At 37.7% G+C, this 19,683-nt stretch carries 20 protein-coding genes; 3 read left to right on the forward strand and 17 right to left on the reverse strand.

The genetic code is table 11. The features are described 5' to 3' along the window. Positions 1-541 precede the first annotated feature (541 nt). On the reverse strand, positions 542-1,648 hold the full coding sequence (locus IGI38_RS14575) for a tyrosine-type recombinase/integrase (RefSeq protein ID WP_438731922.1): 1,107 nt from the start codon (positions 1,646-1,648) through the stop codon (positions 542-544). 801 nt (positions 1,649-2,449) lie between these two features. Between IGI38_RS14575 and IGI38_RS14580 the strand changes: the two genes are divergently transcribed. Then, positions 2,450-6,004, forward strand: a complete 3,555-nt coding sequence (locus IGI38_RS14580) for an InlB B-repeat-containing protein (RefSeq protein WP_438731925.1) — start codon at positions 2,450-2,452, stop codon at positions 6,002-6,004. 157 nt (positions 6,005-6,161) lie between these two features. Here the strand turns inward: IGI38_RS14580 and IGI38_RS14585 are convergent, their stop codons facing one another. From IGI38_RS14585 to IGI38_RS14595, 3 genes are all read right to left on the reverse strand, one after another. Beyond that, on the reverse strand, positions 6,162-6,443 hold the full coding sequence (locus IGI38_RS14585; protein ID WP_438731928.1) for a SemiSWEET transporter: 282 nt from the start codon (positions 6,441-6,443) through the stop codon (positions 6,162-6,164). Positions 6,444-6,610: 167 nt separating this feature from the next. Next, positions 6,611-7,195, reverse strand: a complete 585-nt coding sequence (locus IGI38_RS14590; RefSeq protein WP_438731931.1) for an ECF transporter S component — start codon at positions 7,193-7,195, stop codon at positions 6,611-6,613. Then, positions 7,161-7,568, reverse strand: coding sequence for a DUF4430 domain-containing protein (locus IGI38_RS14595; protein ID WP_438731934.1), 408 nt, complete (start codon positions 7,566-7,568; stop codon positions 7,161-7,163). Before IGI38_RS14595 ends, IGI38_RS14590 begins: the two co-directional genes overlap by 35 nt. 247 nt (positions 7,569-7,815) lie before the next feature. Here IGI38_RS14595 and IGI38_RS14600 point away from each other — a divergent pair, with 247 nt between their 5' ends. Beyond that, positions 7,816-7,965: a hypothetical protein gene (locus tag IGI38_RS14600; RefSeq protein ID WP_438731937.1), complete on the forward strand. Its 150-nt coding sequence runs from the start codon at positions 7,816-7,818 to the stop codon at positions 7,963-7,965. A gap of 194 nt (positions 7,966-8,159) precedes the next feature. Here the strand turns inward: IGI38_RS14600 and IGI38_RS14605 are convergent, their stop codons facing one another. The 13 genes from IGI38_RS14605 to IGI38_RS14665 form a co-directional block, all read right to left on the reverse strand. After that, positions 8,160-8,870, reverse strand: a complete 711-nt coding sequence (locus IGI38_RS14605) for a hypothetical protein (RefSeq protein WP_438731940.1) — start codon at positions 8,868-8,870, stop codon at positions 8,160-8,162. Positions 8,871-8,992: 122 nt separating this feature from the next. Next, positions 8,993-9,370, reverse strand: a complete 378-nt coding sequence (locus tag IGI38_RS14610) for a lysostaphin resistance A-like protein (RefSeq protein WP_438731943.1) — start codon at positions 9,368-9,370, stop codon at positions 8,993-8,995. A 234-nt stretch (positions 9,371-9,604) separates the two neighbouring features. Beyond that, positions 9,605-10,348, reverse strand: coding sequence for a hypothetical protein (locus IGI38_RS14615; RefSeq protein WP_438731945.1), 744 nt, complete (start codon positions 10,346-10,348; stop codon positions 9,605-9,607). A 187-nt stretch (positions 10,349-10,535) separates the two neighbouring features. Next, positions 10,536-10,934: a hypothetical protein gene (locus IGI38_RS14620; RefSeq protein WP_438731947.1), complete on the reverse strand. Its 399-nt coding sequence runs from the start codon at positions 10,932-10,934 to the stop codon at positions 10,536-10,538. A gap of 300 nt (positions 10,935-11,234) precedes the next feature. After that, positions 11,235-11,384: a 50S ribosomal protein L35 gene (locus IGI38_RS14625; protein ID WP_438731949.1), complete on the reverse strand. Its 150-nt coding sequence runs from the start codon at positions 11,382-11,384 to the stop codon at positions 11,235-11,237. Positions 11,385-11,568: 184 nt separating this feature from the next. Further along, complete coding sequence (locus IGI38_RS14630; RefSeq protein WP_438731951.1) at positions 11,569-12,399, reverse strand: AraC family transcriptional regulator; 831 nt, start codon at positions 12,397-12,399, stop codon at positions 11,569-11,571. A 95-nt stretch (positions 12,400-12,494) separates the two neighbouring features. After that, positions 12,495-13,304, reverse strand: coding sequence for a MurR/RpiR family transcriptional regulator (locus IGI38_RS14635; protein ID WP_438731953.1), 810 nt, complete (start codon positions 13,302-13,304; stop codon positions 12,495-12,497). 31 nt (positions 13,305-13,335) lie between these two features. Next, positions 13,336-13,737, reverse strand: coding sequence for a PTS sugar transporter subunit IIA (locus IGI38_RS14640; protein ID WP_438731955.1), 402 nt, complete (start codon positions 13,735-13,737; stop codon positions 13,336-13,338). A gap of 19 nt (positions 13,738-13,756) precedes the next feature. Continuing rightward, a complete protein-coding gene (locus IGI38_RS14645) occupies positions 13,757-14,572 on the reverse strand; it encodes a PTS system mannose/fructose/sorbose family transporter subunit IID (RefSeq protein ID WP_438731957.1) in 816 nt (271 codons plus the stop codon). 5 nt (positions 14,573-14,577) lie between these two features. Further along, a complete protein-coding gene (locus tag IGI38_RS14650) occupies positions 14,578-15,339 on the reverse strand; it encodes a PTS mannose/fructose/sorbose/N-acetylgalactosamine transporter subunit IIC (RefSeq protein WP_438731959.1) in 762 nt (253 codons plus the stop codon). A gap of 15 nt (positions 15,340-15,354) precedes the next feature. Then, positions 15,355-15,831, reverse strand: coding sequence for a PTS sugar transporter subunit IIB (locus IGI38_RS14655; RefSeq protein ID WP_438731961.1), 477 nt, complete (start codon positions 15,829-15,831; stop codon positions 15,355-15,357). Positions 15,832-15,858: 27 nt separating this feature from the next. Further along, positions 15,859-16,872: a Gfo/Idh/MocA family protein gene (locus tag IGI38_RS14660; RefSeq protein ID WP_438731963.1), complete on the reverse strand. Its 1,014-nt coding sequence runs from the start codon at positions 16,870-16,872 to the stop codon at positions 15,859-15,861. A 198-nt stretch (positions 16,873-17,070) separates the two neighbouring features. Then, positions 17,071-18,018, reverse strand: coding sequence for an IS30 family transposase (locus IGI38_RS14665; RefSeq protein WP_438725454.1), 948 nt, complete (start codon positions 18,016-18,018; stop codon positions 17,071-17,073). Between the two features lie 143 nt (positions 18,019-18,161). Here IGI38_RS14665 and IGI38_RS14670 point away from each other — a divergent pair, with 143 nt between their 5' ends. Beyond that, on the forward strand, positions 18,162-19,556 hold the full coding sequence (locus tag IGI38_RS14670; RefSeq protein ID WP_438731965.1) for a C69 family dipeptidase: 1,395 nt from the start codon (positions 18,162-18,164) through the stop codon (positions 19,554-19,556). The last annotated feature ends 127 nt before the right edge of the window (positions 19,557-19,683 follow it).

The raw sequence follows: 19,683 nt of genomic DNA on the forward strand, positions 1-19,683 counted from the left end.
AAAAACTATACACCCCCTACTGTGCTTCGATTGGATTAAAGCCCATCGCTTGAACACATCTCCACAGAAAAAGTGACTTTGTTTTGATCCTGCTAAAGGCAAAATCATTCACTCCTTCCAGAAATCACTTCAGAAGTGATAAACTGGTTTACTTCGCTAGTTTTAACTTTTCTTTCAAATCGTTCATACAACTTCTCTTTTTTTATTTCGAACAGAATGAGAAATTTCTCGTTTAGTATTTGAACAACTTTCTGTTAAAATAAAAGGAATAGTGCTAAGTTATTTGACTAGCTATCCAAGCGCTTCTTGGTATTACAAAAACCAAGGAGGACACTAAAAACTTTGATAAACGAATGTTTAAAGGGATGCCTTGACGAAAACTGACGGCGGATAAATTATTCTGCGGATAATTTTCAATTTTCTAATGGAAATAGCACATTCGTGTGCTTTAGCCGCTCCGAGTAAGCGCTTTCTCGGTTTTTAAAAAAAGAACCGTCCAAAAATCGTATTTCTTTTTTTTTTTTAGATTTCAACTAATTTTTTATTGTATTATTTTTTCCATTTGATAAATAACCTGCATACGTTGTTCGATCATCGAATCCGCATAGGTATCTAACGTCAATTGCGTCGAAGTATGTCCTAACATAGCACTCACAGATAAGATATCTCCCTGCGCCTCCAAACATCTTGTCGCAAAAGTATGTCGTAATTGATGAAAGTGAATCCCAGTGATTCCCGCTTTTTCCCGAAGACGGTGGAAATGGTACGTCAATAAACGTGGTTCTACCGGTCGACTATTGCATGAAAAAACATAACTGCTGTTTGTTTTTTTCTTTAACCGCAGCAGTAGCTTTCTTAATTTCGCTCCGAAAGGAACAATTCTCACAGCTGCCTCTGTTTTGGCTGAAGTGTAAATCAGTTGTGTTTTATGTAACCCATCTGACAAGGCCAATCGTTGGTAGGTATTACTGACTTGAAGAATATTTCGTTCAAAATCGATATCTGACCAACATAATGCCGCAATCTCTCCAATTCGCAGCCCCGTATACAATGCTAAATAAGTAGGTAACCCTCGTACGCCGCCTTCTTTTAAAGCCGCTTTTTCTAAACCGCGTTGTTCTTTTTGTGTTAACGCGCGAATCCTTTTTTTCTTTTCCTTGGGTGTCTTAATAGAAGAAAATGGATTTTCTTTAAGATATTCTAGTTTCTTGGCTTGGTTTAAGCATTGGCATAAAATACGTAGCGTCACTTTCATCGTAGAGCCTTTTAGACCATAACTAGACCATTGCCGAATTATTTCTTTCCCTGTATCTGGTGTTAAATCATTCAATAAATAACTGCCAATAAAAGGAAAAACATATTTTGTCAGTTTGTATTGATAATTTGCATAGGTAGAGGGCTTTACTTCCCGTTGGATGTGTCTTAACCATTGCCTTCCCCATTCTTCAAGTGGAATACAAAAATTCCCGCGAATGTTTTGGATAGTCTGATAACGAACCTTTAAAGGATAAAGCTTCATCCGTACCTCATGCAGTGTTTTTCCATAAATATACCCGTATTTTACTTGTCCATTTGCCTTACGACCTTTTCGATATCGTCCTTCCCAACGACCATCTTTTCTTCGATAGATATTTTCTCCTCTACGCATATTATTCTCCTTCATTTTGACGGCGAAAATGACGTTCTAAACAGACGTCTTTTCTCCATGTTTTTTACTAACGTATTAATTTCATATTTCTAAAATCATACTAAAAATGAATTTTTATCGTTTTTTTGTCAAAAAAACATTGAATTATTAATTTGATTAACCTATAATGGTGTTAATGATTAAATTTAATACGTTTTTTAATCTTTTAAACTAATTTTTTGCTTGGTTTTTGTAATACTAAGTAAATTTCGAATTATAAACTCTTGAATGATTGACACCTCTGGCGTAAAAAACATCCCCTCTGTTGAGGGGATGTTTTTTTATGTACATACTCCAGTTATCCTTACTTGGTCATCCTGATTTTTTACAGGATACAATCTTGCTTTTTCCTTCAAACATTTATTTTCTCGGCTATTCGAGAACTACCTCCTCTCTATAAGTCACCCTAACAGATTAATACCGGAGTCAATGATCAAAAAACAAGCTATCCGAAGGCTGTTTTTGATAGACAACAAAAAAACAAGCAATTTAACTCTTGAATTGAAATTTTGCTGCTCTTTATTTCGTTTTGTTTTATACCTTATCGTTAAGTCCTGGATGTAAAAAAATAAATTCTAATTACAACAAATAAATTATTTTTACTGACGTTTATTATTTATACGAAATAATACAATTGTATTCTGATTAGATAAAAATTAACGATAACGAATTTTATTAACAAAATAAATATTTTCTTACAATAGATTAACAACGATGTTTATAATAAGGTCGAATTAATAATTGTTTTAGGAGAGGATTTTTTTGAAAAAGAATGCTATATGGTTCATGCTCTTCAGTATCTGTGCAGTAACTTTGTTTGAACCATTTGTAAATGTTTATGCGAATCAAATAAATGAAAGTAAAGATACACCCGCAGCATCAACAGTAGAAGAATCTACAAATCTAGGGTCAACCTTATCAAGCAACATGATTCCTTCTGCATCTACTACAAGAACGAATAATGGTCAACCAGAATCATCGACGGATAGTACATCTTCCGCCAAACAAACAACAACACCAAAAGAAAATGAAACTAGTTCACGGACCGAAGGGATTACCGCTACTTTTATAAATGGTGATACGCTATTTAAACAATCTTCACTGAATAAAAATAGCATTGTTCCCTATCCTGGTGCGCCAGAATTACAGGAAGGACAGATAAGTTTTGTCGGTTGGTTTACAGCACCTGTTGGCGGGACGCAATTCGACTTTAAAGCGCCTCTCCAACAATCGGCTACATTCTATGCCCATTTCAATCAAACTTATTTGATTCAATTCAAAAATCAACAAGGAACGGTTATCGATTCGGAAGATGTCAAACCTGGCGAACTGATTCCTAAAACCAAGATTGACTTAACACCTCCTGCGGGAGAACACTTTTCTTATTGGTATGTAGAAGGTGATACCGCGCAGACTCCCTTCAACTTTGATGCGACCAAAGCGGAGAAACACTTAGTTTTAGTGCCAAAATTCAGTGCTGAAAGGACCGTCTTGTTCATTTCAGAAGGTTCTCAAATTGATCCAGAGTATGTTAACGATGGGGAAGCCGTCCCAAAACCGAGCGATCCAACAAGAGCTGGCTATACCTTTTCTCACTGGTCCACAGAGAATAATGGTGCAGAGGTATATAATTTCAATCAACCGATTACGAACGATCTAACATTGTTCGCAGTGTGGACGCCAAAGAAAGTCAACTATACAATCGCCTATTGGATGGAAAAGCCCAATTTGTCAAAAGACCCTGGTGAAGATGTTTCTAATTACAATTTTGCTTGGTCGACGGTCAAAAGTGATGGTGAAGCTGGAGAAAAATTCAGCATGAATCAAACGTTAGCTGATCAGATCAAAAACTCAGACAGTCAAGGAACAGCCGCACTGAATTATTCAGCGTATGCCTTCAGTGACACGCATACCATTTCCGGGAATGGTCAAACGGTTATAAATGTCTACTACAAACGAACGATTTATCAGGTACACTTTAATTTAAATAGAAATGATGCGGAAATGACCGCAAACGGAACAACCTATACAGGTGCCGATACTGATTTATATACGATTTCCGCTAAATATGGACAAGACATTCACTCTTTATGGCCAGAGAATCCGACCGTTAAGAGTTCCAATGAAAACTTTCATGGATGGTTCTATCCATCTGATTCCACAAGTTCAGGAAATACAACTACCGGTAATCCAATGACGTTGACAAGCAATTTAATCTCTACAACTGGAAAGAATGATTTGACTTTAAAAGCCGACTATTCGACCTCGGCCAAAAAGAATGTTAGAAAGATGTATGTCGAATCGTTCAATCAGACTAGTGAGAAATTTGAAGATCACTATTATGATCTATTTGATACACAGCTCTACTATTCCTCGTCAGGCGGTTATATAGAGGATCCAATTTATGGATATACGTTTTATAAAAAGCAAACTGAGGATTCTTATAATGGCAGCTATTATTATCTAAGAAATAAGCATACCTTAACGTATAATACTCAGGGCGGTGATTTCCGTGGGCAAGATCAATCAACCACAAAAGAATATCAAGAGACGATTACTGCACCTAAAGATCCGACTAGAGCTGGCTATACATTTGCGGGCTGGTATTTAGACTCTGCCTATCGTGAAAAAGTTGATTTCGATACATTTACTATGCCAGATAGCAACGAAACCTTTTTCGCAAAATGGGAATCAAATCAAAATACTGTTCGCTATTATGATTCGTTAGGCGGTAAGCTGCTACTGCAGCAAGGATATGCGGACAATGAACAGGTCGCATTTCCAAGCAGCTATGTAAAAGGCGAAACTTATGTGGAGGGCAAAGGAATCTTTAATGGCTGGTTCTGGCAAGTTGGACAATCCAGCTTTGAGTTTTCTGACACCATTCCCGTGACCCACGATATTGATCTATACGCAAACTGGCAAACGGATAGTTTCCATGTTTCTTATGACCTCGGAGAAGGTATCGGAACAGCTCCCATTGATGAAAAGGACTACGATCTAACCACGAAGGCATTAGTAAAAGATAACAGCGGCATTACCGCACCAGCTGGAAAAGTCTTTATCGGTTGGAAATCAGATCAGGATAATACGATCTATTATCCTGAGGATCACCTGCAGGTACGAGGAGAAACGAAGTTAACCGCTGTCTACGCTTCTGCTGAAGAAGTTGTCCAGATTAATTATCACGCTGGTGATTATGCAGGCAGCCCGGAAGATGTGTCTCAAAAAGCGATCAAGCAGTCGAATGTTACATTGAAAGGGGCAATTTTTGAACGTCCTGGAAAGACGTTAGTTGGATGGAGCAACACACTTAATGGCTCTAAAGACTATGATCTAAGTGAATCTGGTGTTGCCATAGAGGATTCGAACATGGACTTATATGCTGTCTGGAAAAATACGCAGGTCAACATCACCTTCTTACCTGGCGACAACGGCACATTGAATTACGCCAATCAGTCGATAACTACTCCTGTTGATTACGGAACGCCCTGGAAAGATGCGGCCATAAATGTTCCCGCACCAAAAGCTGATCCAGGCTACAAGTTTTCAGGCTGGTCTCCTACATTGCCTTCAGCTGATGAGCAATTGACGAAGGACGCTATTTTTACAGCGCAATTTGTGAAGAAAGTAAAAGGAACGGTGACGGTTAGATACGTGGATGAAAACGGTCATAAAATCGCGGATGACCTCTCCTTAACAAAAACAGAGGGCGACAAATACGATGTTTCTGGCTCAAATTATCAGCTTCAAATCGATGGCTACAAGCTGAAAATCCTACCAAACAATGCAAAGGGAACCTTTACTGACAACAATATCCTAGTTATATTTACGTATAGTAAAGAAACTCCAAAACAATCAGGAAACGTAATCGTGAAATACGTGGATGCTGATGGGAAAACCATTCATCCAGACTTGGAATTAAGCGGAGTAATTGGAAGCTTGTATGATGTCAAAGGATCAAACATCATGATCGAAGGCTACCATTTCGTGAAATCTACAGGTAATATGAATGGGATTTTCTCTAAAGATCCAATCTATATCACACATGTCTACAAAAAGAATCAAGCCGTCCAAAACAATGGTAAAACAAACGGCGTCACACATAAAAGGGCAACGAGCACAATAAAACATCAACCATCTAGTCAATCAAAAAAGAATAAAACTAGTTCTACTATTCAACACCGCGCTTCGAACTTATTACCAAAAACCGGTGAAGACAAAAACAGCGGTTTACTACTTTCAATAATCGGCTTTGTTTTGATACTAGGAACCTTCAGTATCGTCCTAGTAAAGAAACAGGATCGCAATAAATAACCATTAGAGTGGAGCAATCCACTCTTTTTTTTGCATAATCAAAACAATCCATAATACCAAGAAGCCCCCTTCGATCTTGTAATCGAAGGGGGCTTGGTATAGTTAATTGAAATTTTTATTATAAAAAGGCTAAACATTATACCGTTAATTTAAACAGTTACTTCTCTTTCAAAGCATTTGTTCGGACTTCCGCCTCGCGCTTTCTAGAAATAAGCTTGCAGACTAAAATAATACTAGTCAAACATAAGGTAACCCCATTAGCCATGATAATCGCAAAATCCGACTGTACTAACCCATGAATAATCCACAAAAAGACACCAACAACTTGTAAAAGACATGTTTCAAAAGCAATTGACCGAGTATCCTTTGTTTTTAATATTTTAATTACTTGAGGTACAAAGGCAATTGTTGTTAATAACCCTGCTATACTTCCTATCATCGTTTCCCACCTTTTCACCATTATCCTGAACGTTCTAGACTGACTCAATTTTACCATTCAAGGAACATGAAAAAAGTGGATTCGCATAACTTAAAAACTGATTCATAATAATTCATCCAAAAGGAAGAATATTTGTAAATCGTCTTTTCATCCCACTAAATTTTTTGTCATTCTTTATGACTTGCCCGATGCCATCTCTGGATCGTTTGGGTTAACAATTTTCGCAAAACAGGCGTTAACAATAAGTAGAAGACAACATTGCCAAAAGCATGCATCACATCCACTGGAACCCCGGCCAAATAATATGGCAGAAACGCTGAGATTCCCAAAAAAGGTGCTTGAACCGCAGAAATGAATAATCCAAACAACAATCCTGTGATTCCAGCATAAACCGCTTGTATTAGAATACTGCGCTTAAATGCAGGAATCCTTTTCAACATCCCAGTCAACAAGATAATTAAAAAATAGGTCGCGATTTGTGCAATCGTCCAGACACCCATCCCCATGTAAAAATTCGTGATGAGAATCGAAAGCAGCCCAACAATCATCCCTTGATAAACACCCCAATAAATCGTAATGATCAATAGGATTGCTGTAACTGGCTGGACATTCACAATAAATTGAAAGGAGGTTCGACTAACCACACATAATGCTACAAACATTGATAAAAGGCTTAACTCCTTTACCCCTAATGAAAAAACCGAATAAATCGTACGGCTAGAATTGTTCAAGTTTGAACACCACGCGATCATTATTTTTCAGCACAACATCCTTCGCTCCAGAATTTACTTCCTCATCATTGATGGTAAACACCCAATATTTATTGTTCTTCGCATCCTGTGCATGTCCATCAATCGATGTAATCATGCCATCTTTATCCTCAAGTTCATAATTTTCCTTTAGTACATCAAATAATTTTTGACCATCTTTAAACGAAACCTCTTCTTTAGATAGCTCATTCTCTCCATCTAACAAAGTAATACTTGCTTTTTTCTCCATTTTTTCACTGCTGGATACTTTTGCTTCAGCTGAGGAATTGTCTGTAGAATCCGCCTCTTTTGATGTGCATCCACTAAGTAATACTAAACTGATTAGTACCGCAAAAACCAAATCTCTTTTCTTCATTATCCTATCCCCTTTAACTTTATTAACTAAAAAGACACCCAAAATCAATGGGTGTCCTAAAAAAATTAAAACAAACGCCCCTGATATTGCTTGTTCGAATCAATCAACGCCAGTGTCTGACTTTGCTTCATGCATTACAGTAGAAAGGGACTGTAAAGGACTCTCACCTTTTTCCTGACTGCTGATTGAAAGTTATTTAGTTTTTAATCAATATCTTTCGACTTACTCTAAAGACTATCTGACACCTATGATTTTGCAGATTTCCGTTTTTACATTCTCACTTGCCGCTTTTACTAAAAAACAGTTTGAAAACAAACAGAAAGCACCTTTATCTATATTCAAAATAACAGATATGAAGACTGAAAGAAAGACTATAAAAGAAATCCATCAGCAATAAAGCATGACAAAACAAATATGTAATACTAAATTGAACAAAATTGCTCTTTGATTAATAACTAATGTTAGCTATTATTTCTTCCCTCTAAAATGTGAAAGAGATAACATAAGATTGAAAGAATTGGATAGATAGTGCTAGTAGAAGTTTCAGAGGGGCTTGTAGATCTTGGGTATTGGTTGGTTGATCCAGTAAAATTAATCCGCAACCTTGATTATATCTATATATATTCTGTTATCACTAACCGCAAATGTAAATTGATAACCATCTGAAGTGACCGTAGTTTTGTCCCCGGATTCATAAAAATCATTATAAGCTGTATATACTTTGTCGTTATCAACCTCATAATTTATTAAAAAAGAAACAATGATCGCTGCTAGTTCTTTATCTGCCCCTTCTTCGGCGATCATGCTTAAGCCAACTAATTTTCTGTTCCGAATATGTATCCAAGTTTGAGCATCATTTTTATCATCAGCGATAAAAATACCGCTATCCATAGGGACAGGAAATTCAGTTTCGACGTCTTCATCTAGGTCATTCAGGGTCTTATTCATTCGATCAGCAAAATTATCGTATGAATCAATCACTGTTCTCTTCGGTAGTTTTATTTCAAATTTTGATCTTTTTCCATTTTTTAAAAGAACATTGAGTCTTAGCTTTTGGTCAGTGATCGATGCAGGAATGCCGAGATCGAATTTTTTACCATCAATCGAAACTGAATCCCGAAACCCATCCTCTCTCATAGAAATGACTGCTTTTATATCAGACTGCGCTTCTCCTGTGATGTAATCCAAAAGTCCGCTACTCTGGTCTACATGCGTTTTAATTGTTGGTTCAGGTGAATTTTTCGTTCTGCAACCACTTAAACTAGCAAATAAAATTAGAAAAATGACTAACCTTTTTTTCATTTATACCCCTCCTCGATAGCCCTATATCTTCAGATTTCCAATGATAATTCTAGCTCGGGTCTCACACGCATTTATCTTATCTAACTACAATTGATTTTAATATCTCGGAAAACTAGTCTAAATTAATTTATATAGAGCAATACATATGAAACAAAAGAAACAACCATACTAGGTGTATTATTCAATACGTGTACAAGAATTGCATCTTTGATATTTTTTATCCGGTAGTATGCATAAAACAGAATCATCCCCATAATCAAATACATCAAAAACGCAATAAAATTGTCAAATCCATATACCAACGAAAAAAGGATCAGTGTAATAACCGCAAACAACCATTTTCGATCAGGTTTAAACCAAATATCTGTGAAAATCCTATGAAAAGCAAGTTCTTCTAAAATCGGTAAAACTAATACTACAATCACATTGAAGAGAATGAAATAAGGGAGAAAGATTGCAAAAGGATCATCCGTCTGTAAAGCAGCATCATTAGAAGTCATCGCATTCCCCTAACATAGGCATTCACAGAGGTTCCAATGATTGCAACAACTCTTAAAAGAAAATCCCGACAGTAATACCGAGATTCTTTAGCCCGATCATTTGAATCGAAAATAGCTATACGCTATTGATCGTCAGCTGCAACTGTGCTGTTTTCTGAATACAAAAAAACTAACAGTTGCTCTATTTGATTCAAAGGATACCCTTATTTTCTATCAAAAAAACAGTTATTCTCGTCACTCATTCACTATTCTACCCGTTAACCAAAACGAGCCCGAAATAATACTATCTTCCGTGATTTCTTCCGTTACCAGCTCTGGATCAACAACCACATCAAACACTCCGCCCAACGTCTTGACCTCAGCATAATAGAAACTTTCACCAGTATGAGGGTTTCTTATTTTCTTAACCGTCTGTACTCGTCCGCCAAAAATCGCAGTGGATTCTGGTAGAGACTCGCTTTCTTCTTCACTAAATAATCCCGAAGGAATAAAAAATTCAGTTGCAAAATTTCCCCCTTCATTTTCTTGTACTTGTTTATAAACATTTTCATTGGCATAGATGTTCAACTCATGTGCAAAAGCTGCAAGTTGTACCTCCTTAATTACAGGAAAATGTAATTCATGGAGAGACATATCTGGCAAATCAAAGACAAAAGGATAAGCAAATTCTTCTGGATCTCCTGGATCTGCTTCAGAATAAACTTGTCCATCTAAAACTGTCGCTGCAGGGTTCTCAACCTTTTCTGTTAAGCGGACAGTTGAAACAGCCATTCCTTTAAAATGAGGATTCAAACCAATCATTTCATTCGCCTCGTTCACTTGCCCCCACAGCTCAACCCCTTCTCCTAGTTCCAATTTTAAATAAGCATTTTCACCAGCCTTAATTCTTTCTCCTGATTCATGAACTAATCGGGCATACGCCATAAACTCCTCATTAGAATTGATTGGTAACCCTATTGTCGAAAAATGACTAACCATATTTTTTTCCTCTCTTTCCCTCAGTTAAATACAATACTAGAAAACCCAATACTCCTAATAAAAAATTTTAGAGTATTGGGCTTCAATGTGTTAAGAACCTTTCATCACATTCCGAATATCTTAAATTGATCATTCGATGATTCAAACGCAAGTTTATGGAATATTAGAACATCATACGTGCATATCTTTATCCAACCACAAATGAATTTAACATCTCAGTGACTATATCCCCATTTTTTTCAAAGAATGAAGGTAGTCCGATGAAATTAAGAACAACATACTCTGTCTCCGTTTCTAAATAATAAAAACGAACTTCTGCCTTTACTCCTTCGGTATTTCCTATAAAGCTGTATAGTTCACCTGTATAGTGGGTCGTTTGATAGGGTTCTTCCTTGATTGTTTCTTCTATTTGGAATTCATCATCAGATATCATATCCTCTTTCATTGCTTTCTTTACAATATCGAAGTTCTCAATATCAGTCTTTTTGACGCCAGAAACCATCACTCTTTCCGCTTTATCTTCATTTCCAGCGGTAAGTGAGAATTCTTCGTCTTCAACAACATCCCAACTATCCACAACTTTCATCTTGTATTCTCCCAACCTTCCAATTTTGATTACTTTTCCAACTCTAATTATAGTTTACACTAGCTAAAAAGTTATTAATAATTAAAAATGTTATTTACCGCAAATAAAACTAAAAAATATTTAATTTAAAATATTGATAGTTGGAACAAATCGTCTTGCTATTTCAACTATATAACATCAAATACTGAGGCTGCGGATTACCCAACATTAAGATGACAAAGAACGCAAACAAGAAATCCGAGGAAAATCGTAGTACGATTTTCCTCGGATTTCTTGTTTGCGTGGCTGAGTTTTTTTCTACTATTTTAAAAGACCTTTTTTTACAGCAGGTATATCTGCTTGAGCCACATATGCGGAGCTGGCACTGCCTTTTTTATTTCGCTTTACTTTGCCACTTCTTGTTTGTTTTACCCGTTTCCTTAATCCGCTATGGGACTTCATTTTTGGCATTACTTGTCTCCTCTTTCACTCCATTTCTCCCTTAACCTGTAATATTAACGCTCAGTGTAAGGTGGTATCACCATTTCCATAGTCTCACTCCTCGAATAAAAAAATCTTCTCTACAGCAAAATTATCTGATTTAGATAACCTCATTGTAGAAAAGAATCTTCATGTCGACTTCTGAATTCTTGCTCTATTGAATTGGGATGCACATATCCAGCTGTACATACTCATTTTCCCAATCAATAGCTCGATAAATCGTTAATCCATATTTTTCTCTCATGTAATAGCCGCTTTCTGGCAACCAAATTCTGAAAAGGCCCTGTAGCACTCGAAAGAGCCCATCAATCGTTCCCTGATAAGGATATACTGCATACTTTCCGCCAGAAATGATCATCGTATTTTCATCCACTAATGGTTCAGTAATCGTAAAACACAGATCACAAATACTATTTTCTCGTGTCGCTACTGCTGGGTCATTGTAGAATTTTTCTATCATGATCGCTGTGTCGTCATAGTAGGCACTCTTCTCTACAAGTGTGGTCCAGCAATTCTTCAAATCATGATAATTTCCTAGGGTTCTTTCATAAATGACGTGCAGATACGTCAATTCTGTTACTTCTACCTTCGATTGATAGGCTTCAAAGGTATCCAATACTTCCTGTTTATCAGGATAAAATGGATTTGAAATTACGGTCGCCTCCAACGATTTCCGATAGTCGCTAGGTGAGCGTTGATAGTAATCCTTGAAAATGGAGCTGTAATTAGAAGCGCTATAGCCATAATCCAATCCAATATCCGTGATTTGCCTATCCTTTTGAAGCTTCAAATCAATCGCACTTTGTTCAACTCGTAAGCGTTTGATGAAGGAATAAACACTTTCTCCGGTCACCTCTTTGAACATTCGACAAAAATAATACTTTGAAAAAGACAGGTGTTTCGCTACATCCTCAATCGAGATCGGTTCAGCGAAGTGATCTAAAATATAATCGATACTTTTATTTATGATGGCTTTCTTATCCATTCATCTGCCCCCCCCATCGTTAACTTAGTTAGTAATAGTATAAAGCAAAAAGGATCGGATAAGTCTCCGATCCTTCATTTCCTTATAGCTTTGCCCTACTCTTCTACTCGTCGACGAATAATAGTTTTTAACGTCTTTTCCCTTATTTCCAAGCTAGTCGAAGCATGCTTTTCATTTTCATAGATATCAACGATCAGCCCTGAAATATACATTTGACTCATTCGACCGGGCACTGGAGAACTAAATAACTCATCATAAGAGCTTTGGATTACTACATCGCTTAATTTCGCGATTGGAGAAAGTAGATAGTTCGTTATTCCAATAACCGTTACATTGTTCTCTTTAGCAATACTGATCGTATCAATGAGATCAGCGGTTCTGCCGGTTAAAGAAAAAACAATAAGCAAATCATCTGCCGTCATGACTGCCGCAGCATTAATTTGAAAGTCGGAGTCTAACAGCGCTGTTGATTGTACGCCGTTTCTTAAGAGTAATTTCTCTAAATCTGTCGCTGCCAAACCGCTTTGACCTTTGCCTAAGATATAGATGTGGCGTTTTTCTTCGATCAAACGGACGACTTTACGATAATCATTTTTGTCGATCAGCTCATGAGTTCGATCCAATGTCTCTTTAATTTTATTCAGTAAATCAGTATTATTAAAGCTGTCATGCTCCAGCTTTACATTATTTTTGGCGATCGAGATTTTTAGATCGGTAAAACCAGAAAAACCCACCTTTTTACAAAGCCGATTGATCGTGGCATCGCCTACATTTAATAGTTGCTTCAAGTCGCTTATGGTATTGTGGATGACCTTGTCTTTATTTGAGACAATATAGTCCGCCACTTTCCGTTCAGATTTAGTTAATTGGTCATAATGTTCGTTTATCATATCAACAGCATTCATCAAGTTCGTTCCTTTAACAGTTAGATTTCCATCACAGATTCAGTGTTTCGTTCAAATTTATGATACCATCTTTCCCTACCTTAATCATATCATTAAAATCAATTGTTTCCGTTCTTAATTGACTATACTCTAGAACCATTGGTAGGTTCATTCCTGTGACAATTTGAAGTTTATCCTTATATTCAACATTTGTCAGCAAACGAGCAACAACATTTGCCGGCGTTCCAAATGCAAGATCACAAAAGACAACGACACCGTCTCCTGAATTGATAGAATCGATTTTTTGAACTAACTGTTCATTAAAATCTGAAATATCCTGCCCAGCCGATAAAGATAGAACAGCCAATTGCTCCAGCTTTCCCGAAAATAGTTCAAGTGACTCTCTCATACCTTCTGCCAATCCTCCATGACTGACTAGTAAAATTCCCTTCATAAACTTTACGTTCCTTTCTCTATACGATTCCAAAGAATGATAGTGCGATCGACACGATAATGGTCCCGAAAATAACTTTAGAAATACTGATTTTTTTCTTTCCAATCAAAAAGTAAAATAGGAACAACACAAGGATGGCAAAAAGTCCTGGAATCAAGTTATCAAAATTGTCTTGGATCTTCATTTTTGTTTCACCAAAAGTGACCGCCAAAGGTGTAACTAAAGTTACCATGGACGCGGTCAACGCACCCATCATCATCATCCCGAGGATATTCGCGCCTTCTAACACATCTGTCATTAAACGAGAAGATAAAACATCCTTGATCGCTTCCCGGCCCTTGACATAGGTTAAATTGGTGGTCAAAACAAGTTCGCACATCAAAATGAAATTCCCTAAAAACAGCATCAATAGTCCAACGTACGAACCTCCTGCAGCTAAAGTACTGGCTGCTAGAATACACAATGTTTGCAGTGTCCCCGCACTAAATGAATCGCCAAAGGCTGCTACAGGTCCCATCAAACCAGTTTTTATTCCAATAATCGCTTTATCTGAAATGGTCCCTTCATTGGCTTTTTCTTCTTCCATCGCGAGAACCGTTCCTAAGATCAATCCGCCGGCAGTACAATTCGTATTGTATAGAGCTAAATGCCGTTGTAAAGCTTGTTTTAAGTCGTCTTTAGTATCGTATAGTTTTTGTAATACTGGCATTAACGCATAGGTGAAGGAAATTGACTGCATTCTTTCATAGTTTAGGGATATTTCAGTCGAAAAATACCACCTGAACATCGTTTTATTGATATCAGAACGGGTCAGTTTCTTTTCATTCTTTTCCATTTACTTTACCCTCCTATTAGCTCAGACAGCTGCTTACGATTAAACACGGTAATAAAGGCAATAGAGATCGCTATGATCCCCGTTACCAAAGAATTCATCCCTAATACAGAAACACAAACAAATCCGATAATGATATATGGAATCAGCCGTGGTTTTCCGATCGAATTAATGATCAGTGCAAACCCTACTGCCGGTAACACTCCGCCGGCAACCTCTAGGCCATGCATGATCCATTCAGGAACAATTTTCAAAAGATTCAGCATAACATCCTGTCCAAATAGCACGACGATAAACACAGGTAAAAACAATAATAAGAACGAAGTCGCGACAGGATACCAGATAGCTGCTCGAGCGATTCCCTTAGTGTCCACTTTTTCGGCATATTCATCCGCTTTATGAACCAAAGGAACGTTGATAATTTTACGTAAATTCAATAATTGCGCGCCCAGCAAACCTAGTGGAACAGCAAATGCGATCGCCTGTTCCACAGACAAACCTGTATTAAGAGCGATTGGTATCATAGTTGCAGCAGCCATCCCCTGATCCGTCGGTAAATTGCCGCCGGGTGCAATAATTCCTGCAAAGACGGCAGCAATTCCCCCACCAATCATGAGTCCTGACTTGACATCCCCATAAATCAGTCCCGAAATGATCCCAATAAAAATCGGATTACCGATGAAAAACAGCGCGAAATATCCCCCGATCATTCCGCGGCTTAGCCAATAAACCAATGCCATTGCAATAGCCATCAATACACTATTATCCATAGTATTTCCTCCTATCTACTTGATTTTATTCGCAATACTCTCTAACGATAATTTTTCATTTTCTGGAATCGGTTGAATATACACTTTTAATCCATTTTTTTGTAATCCCTGTAAACAATCAAATTCTTCTCGAGATAAAGCGACGCCCGAAGTCACAAAATGGCGCTCCTTTCCTGTTTGAACGGCACCAACATTCAGTTCGACTAACTCCACACCCTCTTCTAGCGCTTGCTTCGCATTTTTTATATCTCTGAAAATAAGCATGACATCATCGTTTTTCTTATCCAATGTTTCCTTCAATTCTGCTAAAGTGACGATCTCCACTTCATTTCCTGGAGCTGCCATCTTGTAAATGTCGCACATAAACTCGTCGTTTTTCAGCTCGTCATCAGCTACAATGATTCGGTTCACTGGATAATATTTGATCCACTTTGCGACTACTTGTCCATGGATCAATCGATAATCCACTCTGACAATCTTTTGCTTTGCCATCTTTCCTCTCTCCTTCTTCTTTTTTGGCTAAAGTTTCACTCTGTCACCTGTCTCTAAACTCTTATGAATCGCTTCGGTAACTCTCGCTGCCTGCAGCCCATCATAAACATCCGCAACAAAATCAGAACCATCGATCAAACTGTCAATAAAGCTATTAATTGGATCTGCACCAAAACCAACGACTTTATTTTTGAAATCATTGAAGAAAAAGACATTCGGTGTATGTGATTTTTCATTGTCGATCATCTCAACACCACGATCCTGATTGTTGATACGAATGTATTTTTCTGATGTCAAAATTGAAGTCCGACTATCATTCGCTTTCGCAAACCCTGAAGGCAGAACCCAAGAATTTTCTAGCATCCAAGTGCAATCGTTTTCAAAAGTAATCATAGATTGAATGCTATCATACGTATCGACACCCATACTACGCAAGAGTTTCTTTGAGCCAACGGAATAAACTTCTGTAACCTCACAGCCCATGTACCAGCGCATCAAATCAACACAATGAACACCTAAAAAATCAACTGGATCAGAAGCATTTCCCCACTTGAACCATTTAGTCGGAACGTCAATCATATCATCCATGTTCATATAACCACGAATCGGATAGCCATTTTCAGACTCATTCAATTGATTGAACGTATAGATTGCTGCTGGATCCCAACGTTTATGAAAATCAACTGCTACTCGAACATTCTTTTCTTTAGCTGCATCCATAATCGCTGTACAATCAGCTACCGTTATCGCTAACGGCTTTTCAATCAACAGATTAATGCCATGATTGATACAAGCAAGTGCAGGTTCCACATGCAGATGATCAGGCGTAGCGATTGAAACCGCATCCAATTTTTCGTTAGCTAATAACTCCTCTACCGTCTCATACGTTTTTACTCCATACTTTTCCTCCGCCATTTTTCGAATATCCACATTAAAATCACAGACAGCTGTCAACTCTACAAATGGATTCTGTTTATACACATCCACATGATGAATCCCATAAATCCCGACACCAATAACCGCAACTTTCAGCTTCTCCATAAACAATTATCCTCCGTTTTTATCAATTATGGATTAATTATCCATAAACCAAGTTTAGCAGGTTTTCCTTTTATGTCAATAAGGAAATATAGTTTTATTTACGCTAGGAGCAAAACAAGCATCAAAAATCGAAATAAATCGACTTACTGCTTTACTTAATTCAGCAAATTAAAAAGAAATCTTCCGAATGCTGAATTGTCAAATTAATTGCAACATTTCTTCTTGAAAGACTTCCCAACAATTTTTCCAGTTCAATGTTTTTTTAGGACGCATATTTATCTTGCGTAATGCTTCCTGTTTCTCCGTAGGGGGTACCTTTGAAAAATCAGTTCCCTTAGGGAAGAATTCTCTAAATAAACCATTCCCATTTTCGTTAGATCCGCGTTGCCATGGGGAGTATGGATCACAAAAATACATAGGTACGTCTAAATCTTTCTCAATTTCTTTCCAGCAAGAAAACTCTTTCCCACGGTCGACCGTAAAGCTTAAAAATGCCTTGTGACTCCCTAGGTCTTGCACAAAAGCTTTAATCGCTTGTGCCATTGACTTCGCGGTACGATCCCTCATTGAGATCGCCCAATAAAAGCGTGTTTTCCGTTCAATAAACGTTGCTTCGCAGGCTTTGCTTTCCCCTCTGCTAGAAACAACTGTGTCCAACTCCCAATGTCCAAATTCTTCTCGAGTTGACACAGAAGCTGGGCGTTCATCAATGGTATGCCCTACAGTCATTTTGCCTCGTGCCTCTTCTTGTTTTTCTTGTCTTCTGCCTTTATGTCTCAGACACTGTTTAGACACATTAAGAATACCGGCATAGAGCCAATTGTAAATGGTTTTGAATGAAACTATTTGACGATCATTCGCAATTTGTTCAGGGGACCAGCTGTCTTCAAGATCACATTCAATCTGATAAGCGAATTCAGAAGTCCATTTGGACTTCGCACCACAGGCACTGCGCTTCATTTCCGCATCTAATTGCGCATTGTCGGCATTATAGATCAAATCTTCGGGTACTCGTTTCAACTCACGATCAATCGTTGTTCGGCTAACACCAATTCTGTCCGCTATTTCTTGAATACTCTTGGCATCATAAATCATCGTCTCTATACATTTTCGATTATCTCGTGTAAGCTTTTTGTGTGAACCCATCAAAATCACTCCTAGTAGTTTGTTATCCTAAACTCATTTTACTAGAAATTTTTGATGGGTTCTTTGTTGCGATTAATATTACAATTCAGCGAATAAGATCTTTTTGTGTATAATCAAGGAAATCACCTTCAAAGGAGAAACACATGAAAAAAGAAAACAGTTCGTGCACGACCCTATTAGTCGGTAAAAAAGCATCCCTTGACGGCTCTACCATGATTGCTCGAATTGAGGACGGTGGACAAAAACCAAATCCTTCTCATTTTGTTGTCATTCAATCAAAAGATCAACCGCAAAAATACCGCTCTTCGATCACTAAGTTCGAACTTGATCTGCCGGATAATCCTTTAGACTACACCTCCACGCCTGACTTAGAGAAGCGTTTTGGTATCTGGGCAGGCGCCGGGATCAACAGTCAAAATGTGGCAATGACGGCCTGCGAAACAATCACCAACAATTCTCGTATATTGGCCATTGATCCTCTTGTAGAAGATGGCATCGGTGAGGCGGATTTTGTTACGATCGTACTGCCTTATATCCATTCTGCAAAAGCTGGGGTTTTGCGGCTTGGCGAATTAATCGAAGCTTATGGGACATTTGAAACGAATGGCATTGCTTTTTCTGATGATAAAGAGATCTGGTACTTGGAAACGATTGGTGGGCATCATTGGGCTGCAGTAAAAATTCCTGATGATGCGTTCGTAATTGCTCCAAATCGCTTTAACATTGACCATTTTGATTTTGAATCTGCTGATACCTTATACTCTGCCGATTTACCAGAATTGATTGAAAATTATCAGTTGAATCCTGATCGTGACGAACAAAATTTACGTCATATCTTTGGAACTTCAACTAATAAGGATGGGCATTACAACAATCCAAGAGCATGGTATATTCAAAAAGCTTTTTGTAAAGACAGCGGAAGTCAGCCTGAGGATCAAGAGTTGCCGTTTCTTGTTTATCCCGATCAAAAGCTATCGATCGAAGATATCCAATGGGCGCTCAGCTCACATTATCAAAATACACCTTACGATCCTTATGGTGATGGTTCTGATGCTGATAAAACTCGTTACCGTGCGATCGCACTAAATCGTAATGAAGAAACTCATATCCTTCAGATTCGCTCGCATGTTCCAAAGGAGATCGCGGCGATCCATTGGTTAGCATATGGACCAAACACATTCAATTCGCTCGTTCCATTCTATACAAACATTACTGGAACGCCTTCCATTTATCGGGACATTCACTCCACATTTCAACCAGACGATATTTATTGGTTGAGTAAAACAGCCGCTCTTATCGGGGATTCAAATTTTCATTTTTATGAGAATCTCAGAGATGATTTTCTAGCAGAATCAATGATTGACTATCTAAAGATTCAACAGATAACCGATCAACATTCGATGGAAAATGTGAGAAATATCCAGTCATATTTGGAGGTTGCCAATCAAAAAATGGCAGAGATTTCGCTTGAGAAGACGAAGAAACTGCTGGGTGAGATGATTAAAAAGGGCGCACAGTCGCTCATCATTGAGAAATAATACTTTTTCTAACGCACAAAAGAGAAGTTCGAATGATTTTCGAACTTCTCTTTTTTTACGATCAGATTGGTTTTTGTATTTGCAACGACAATCACTAATCTGCCATATTTTCTATCTGCATAGTAAT

This window comes from Enterococcus sp. AZ128 (assembly GCF_051714485.1).
Classification (GTDB): Bacteria; Bacillota; Bacilli; order Lactobacillales; family Enterococcaceae; genus Enterococcus_A.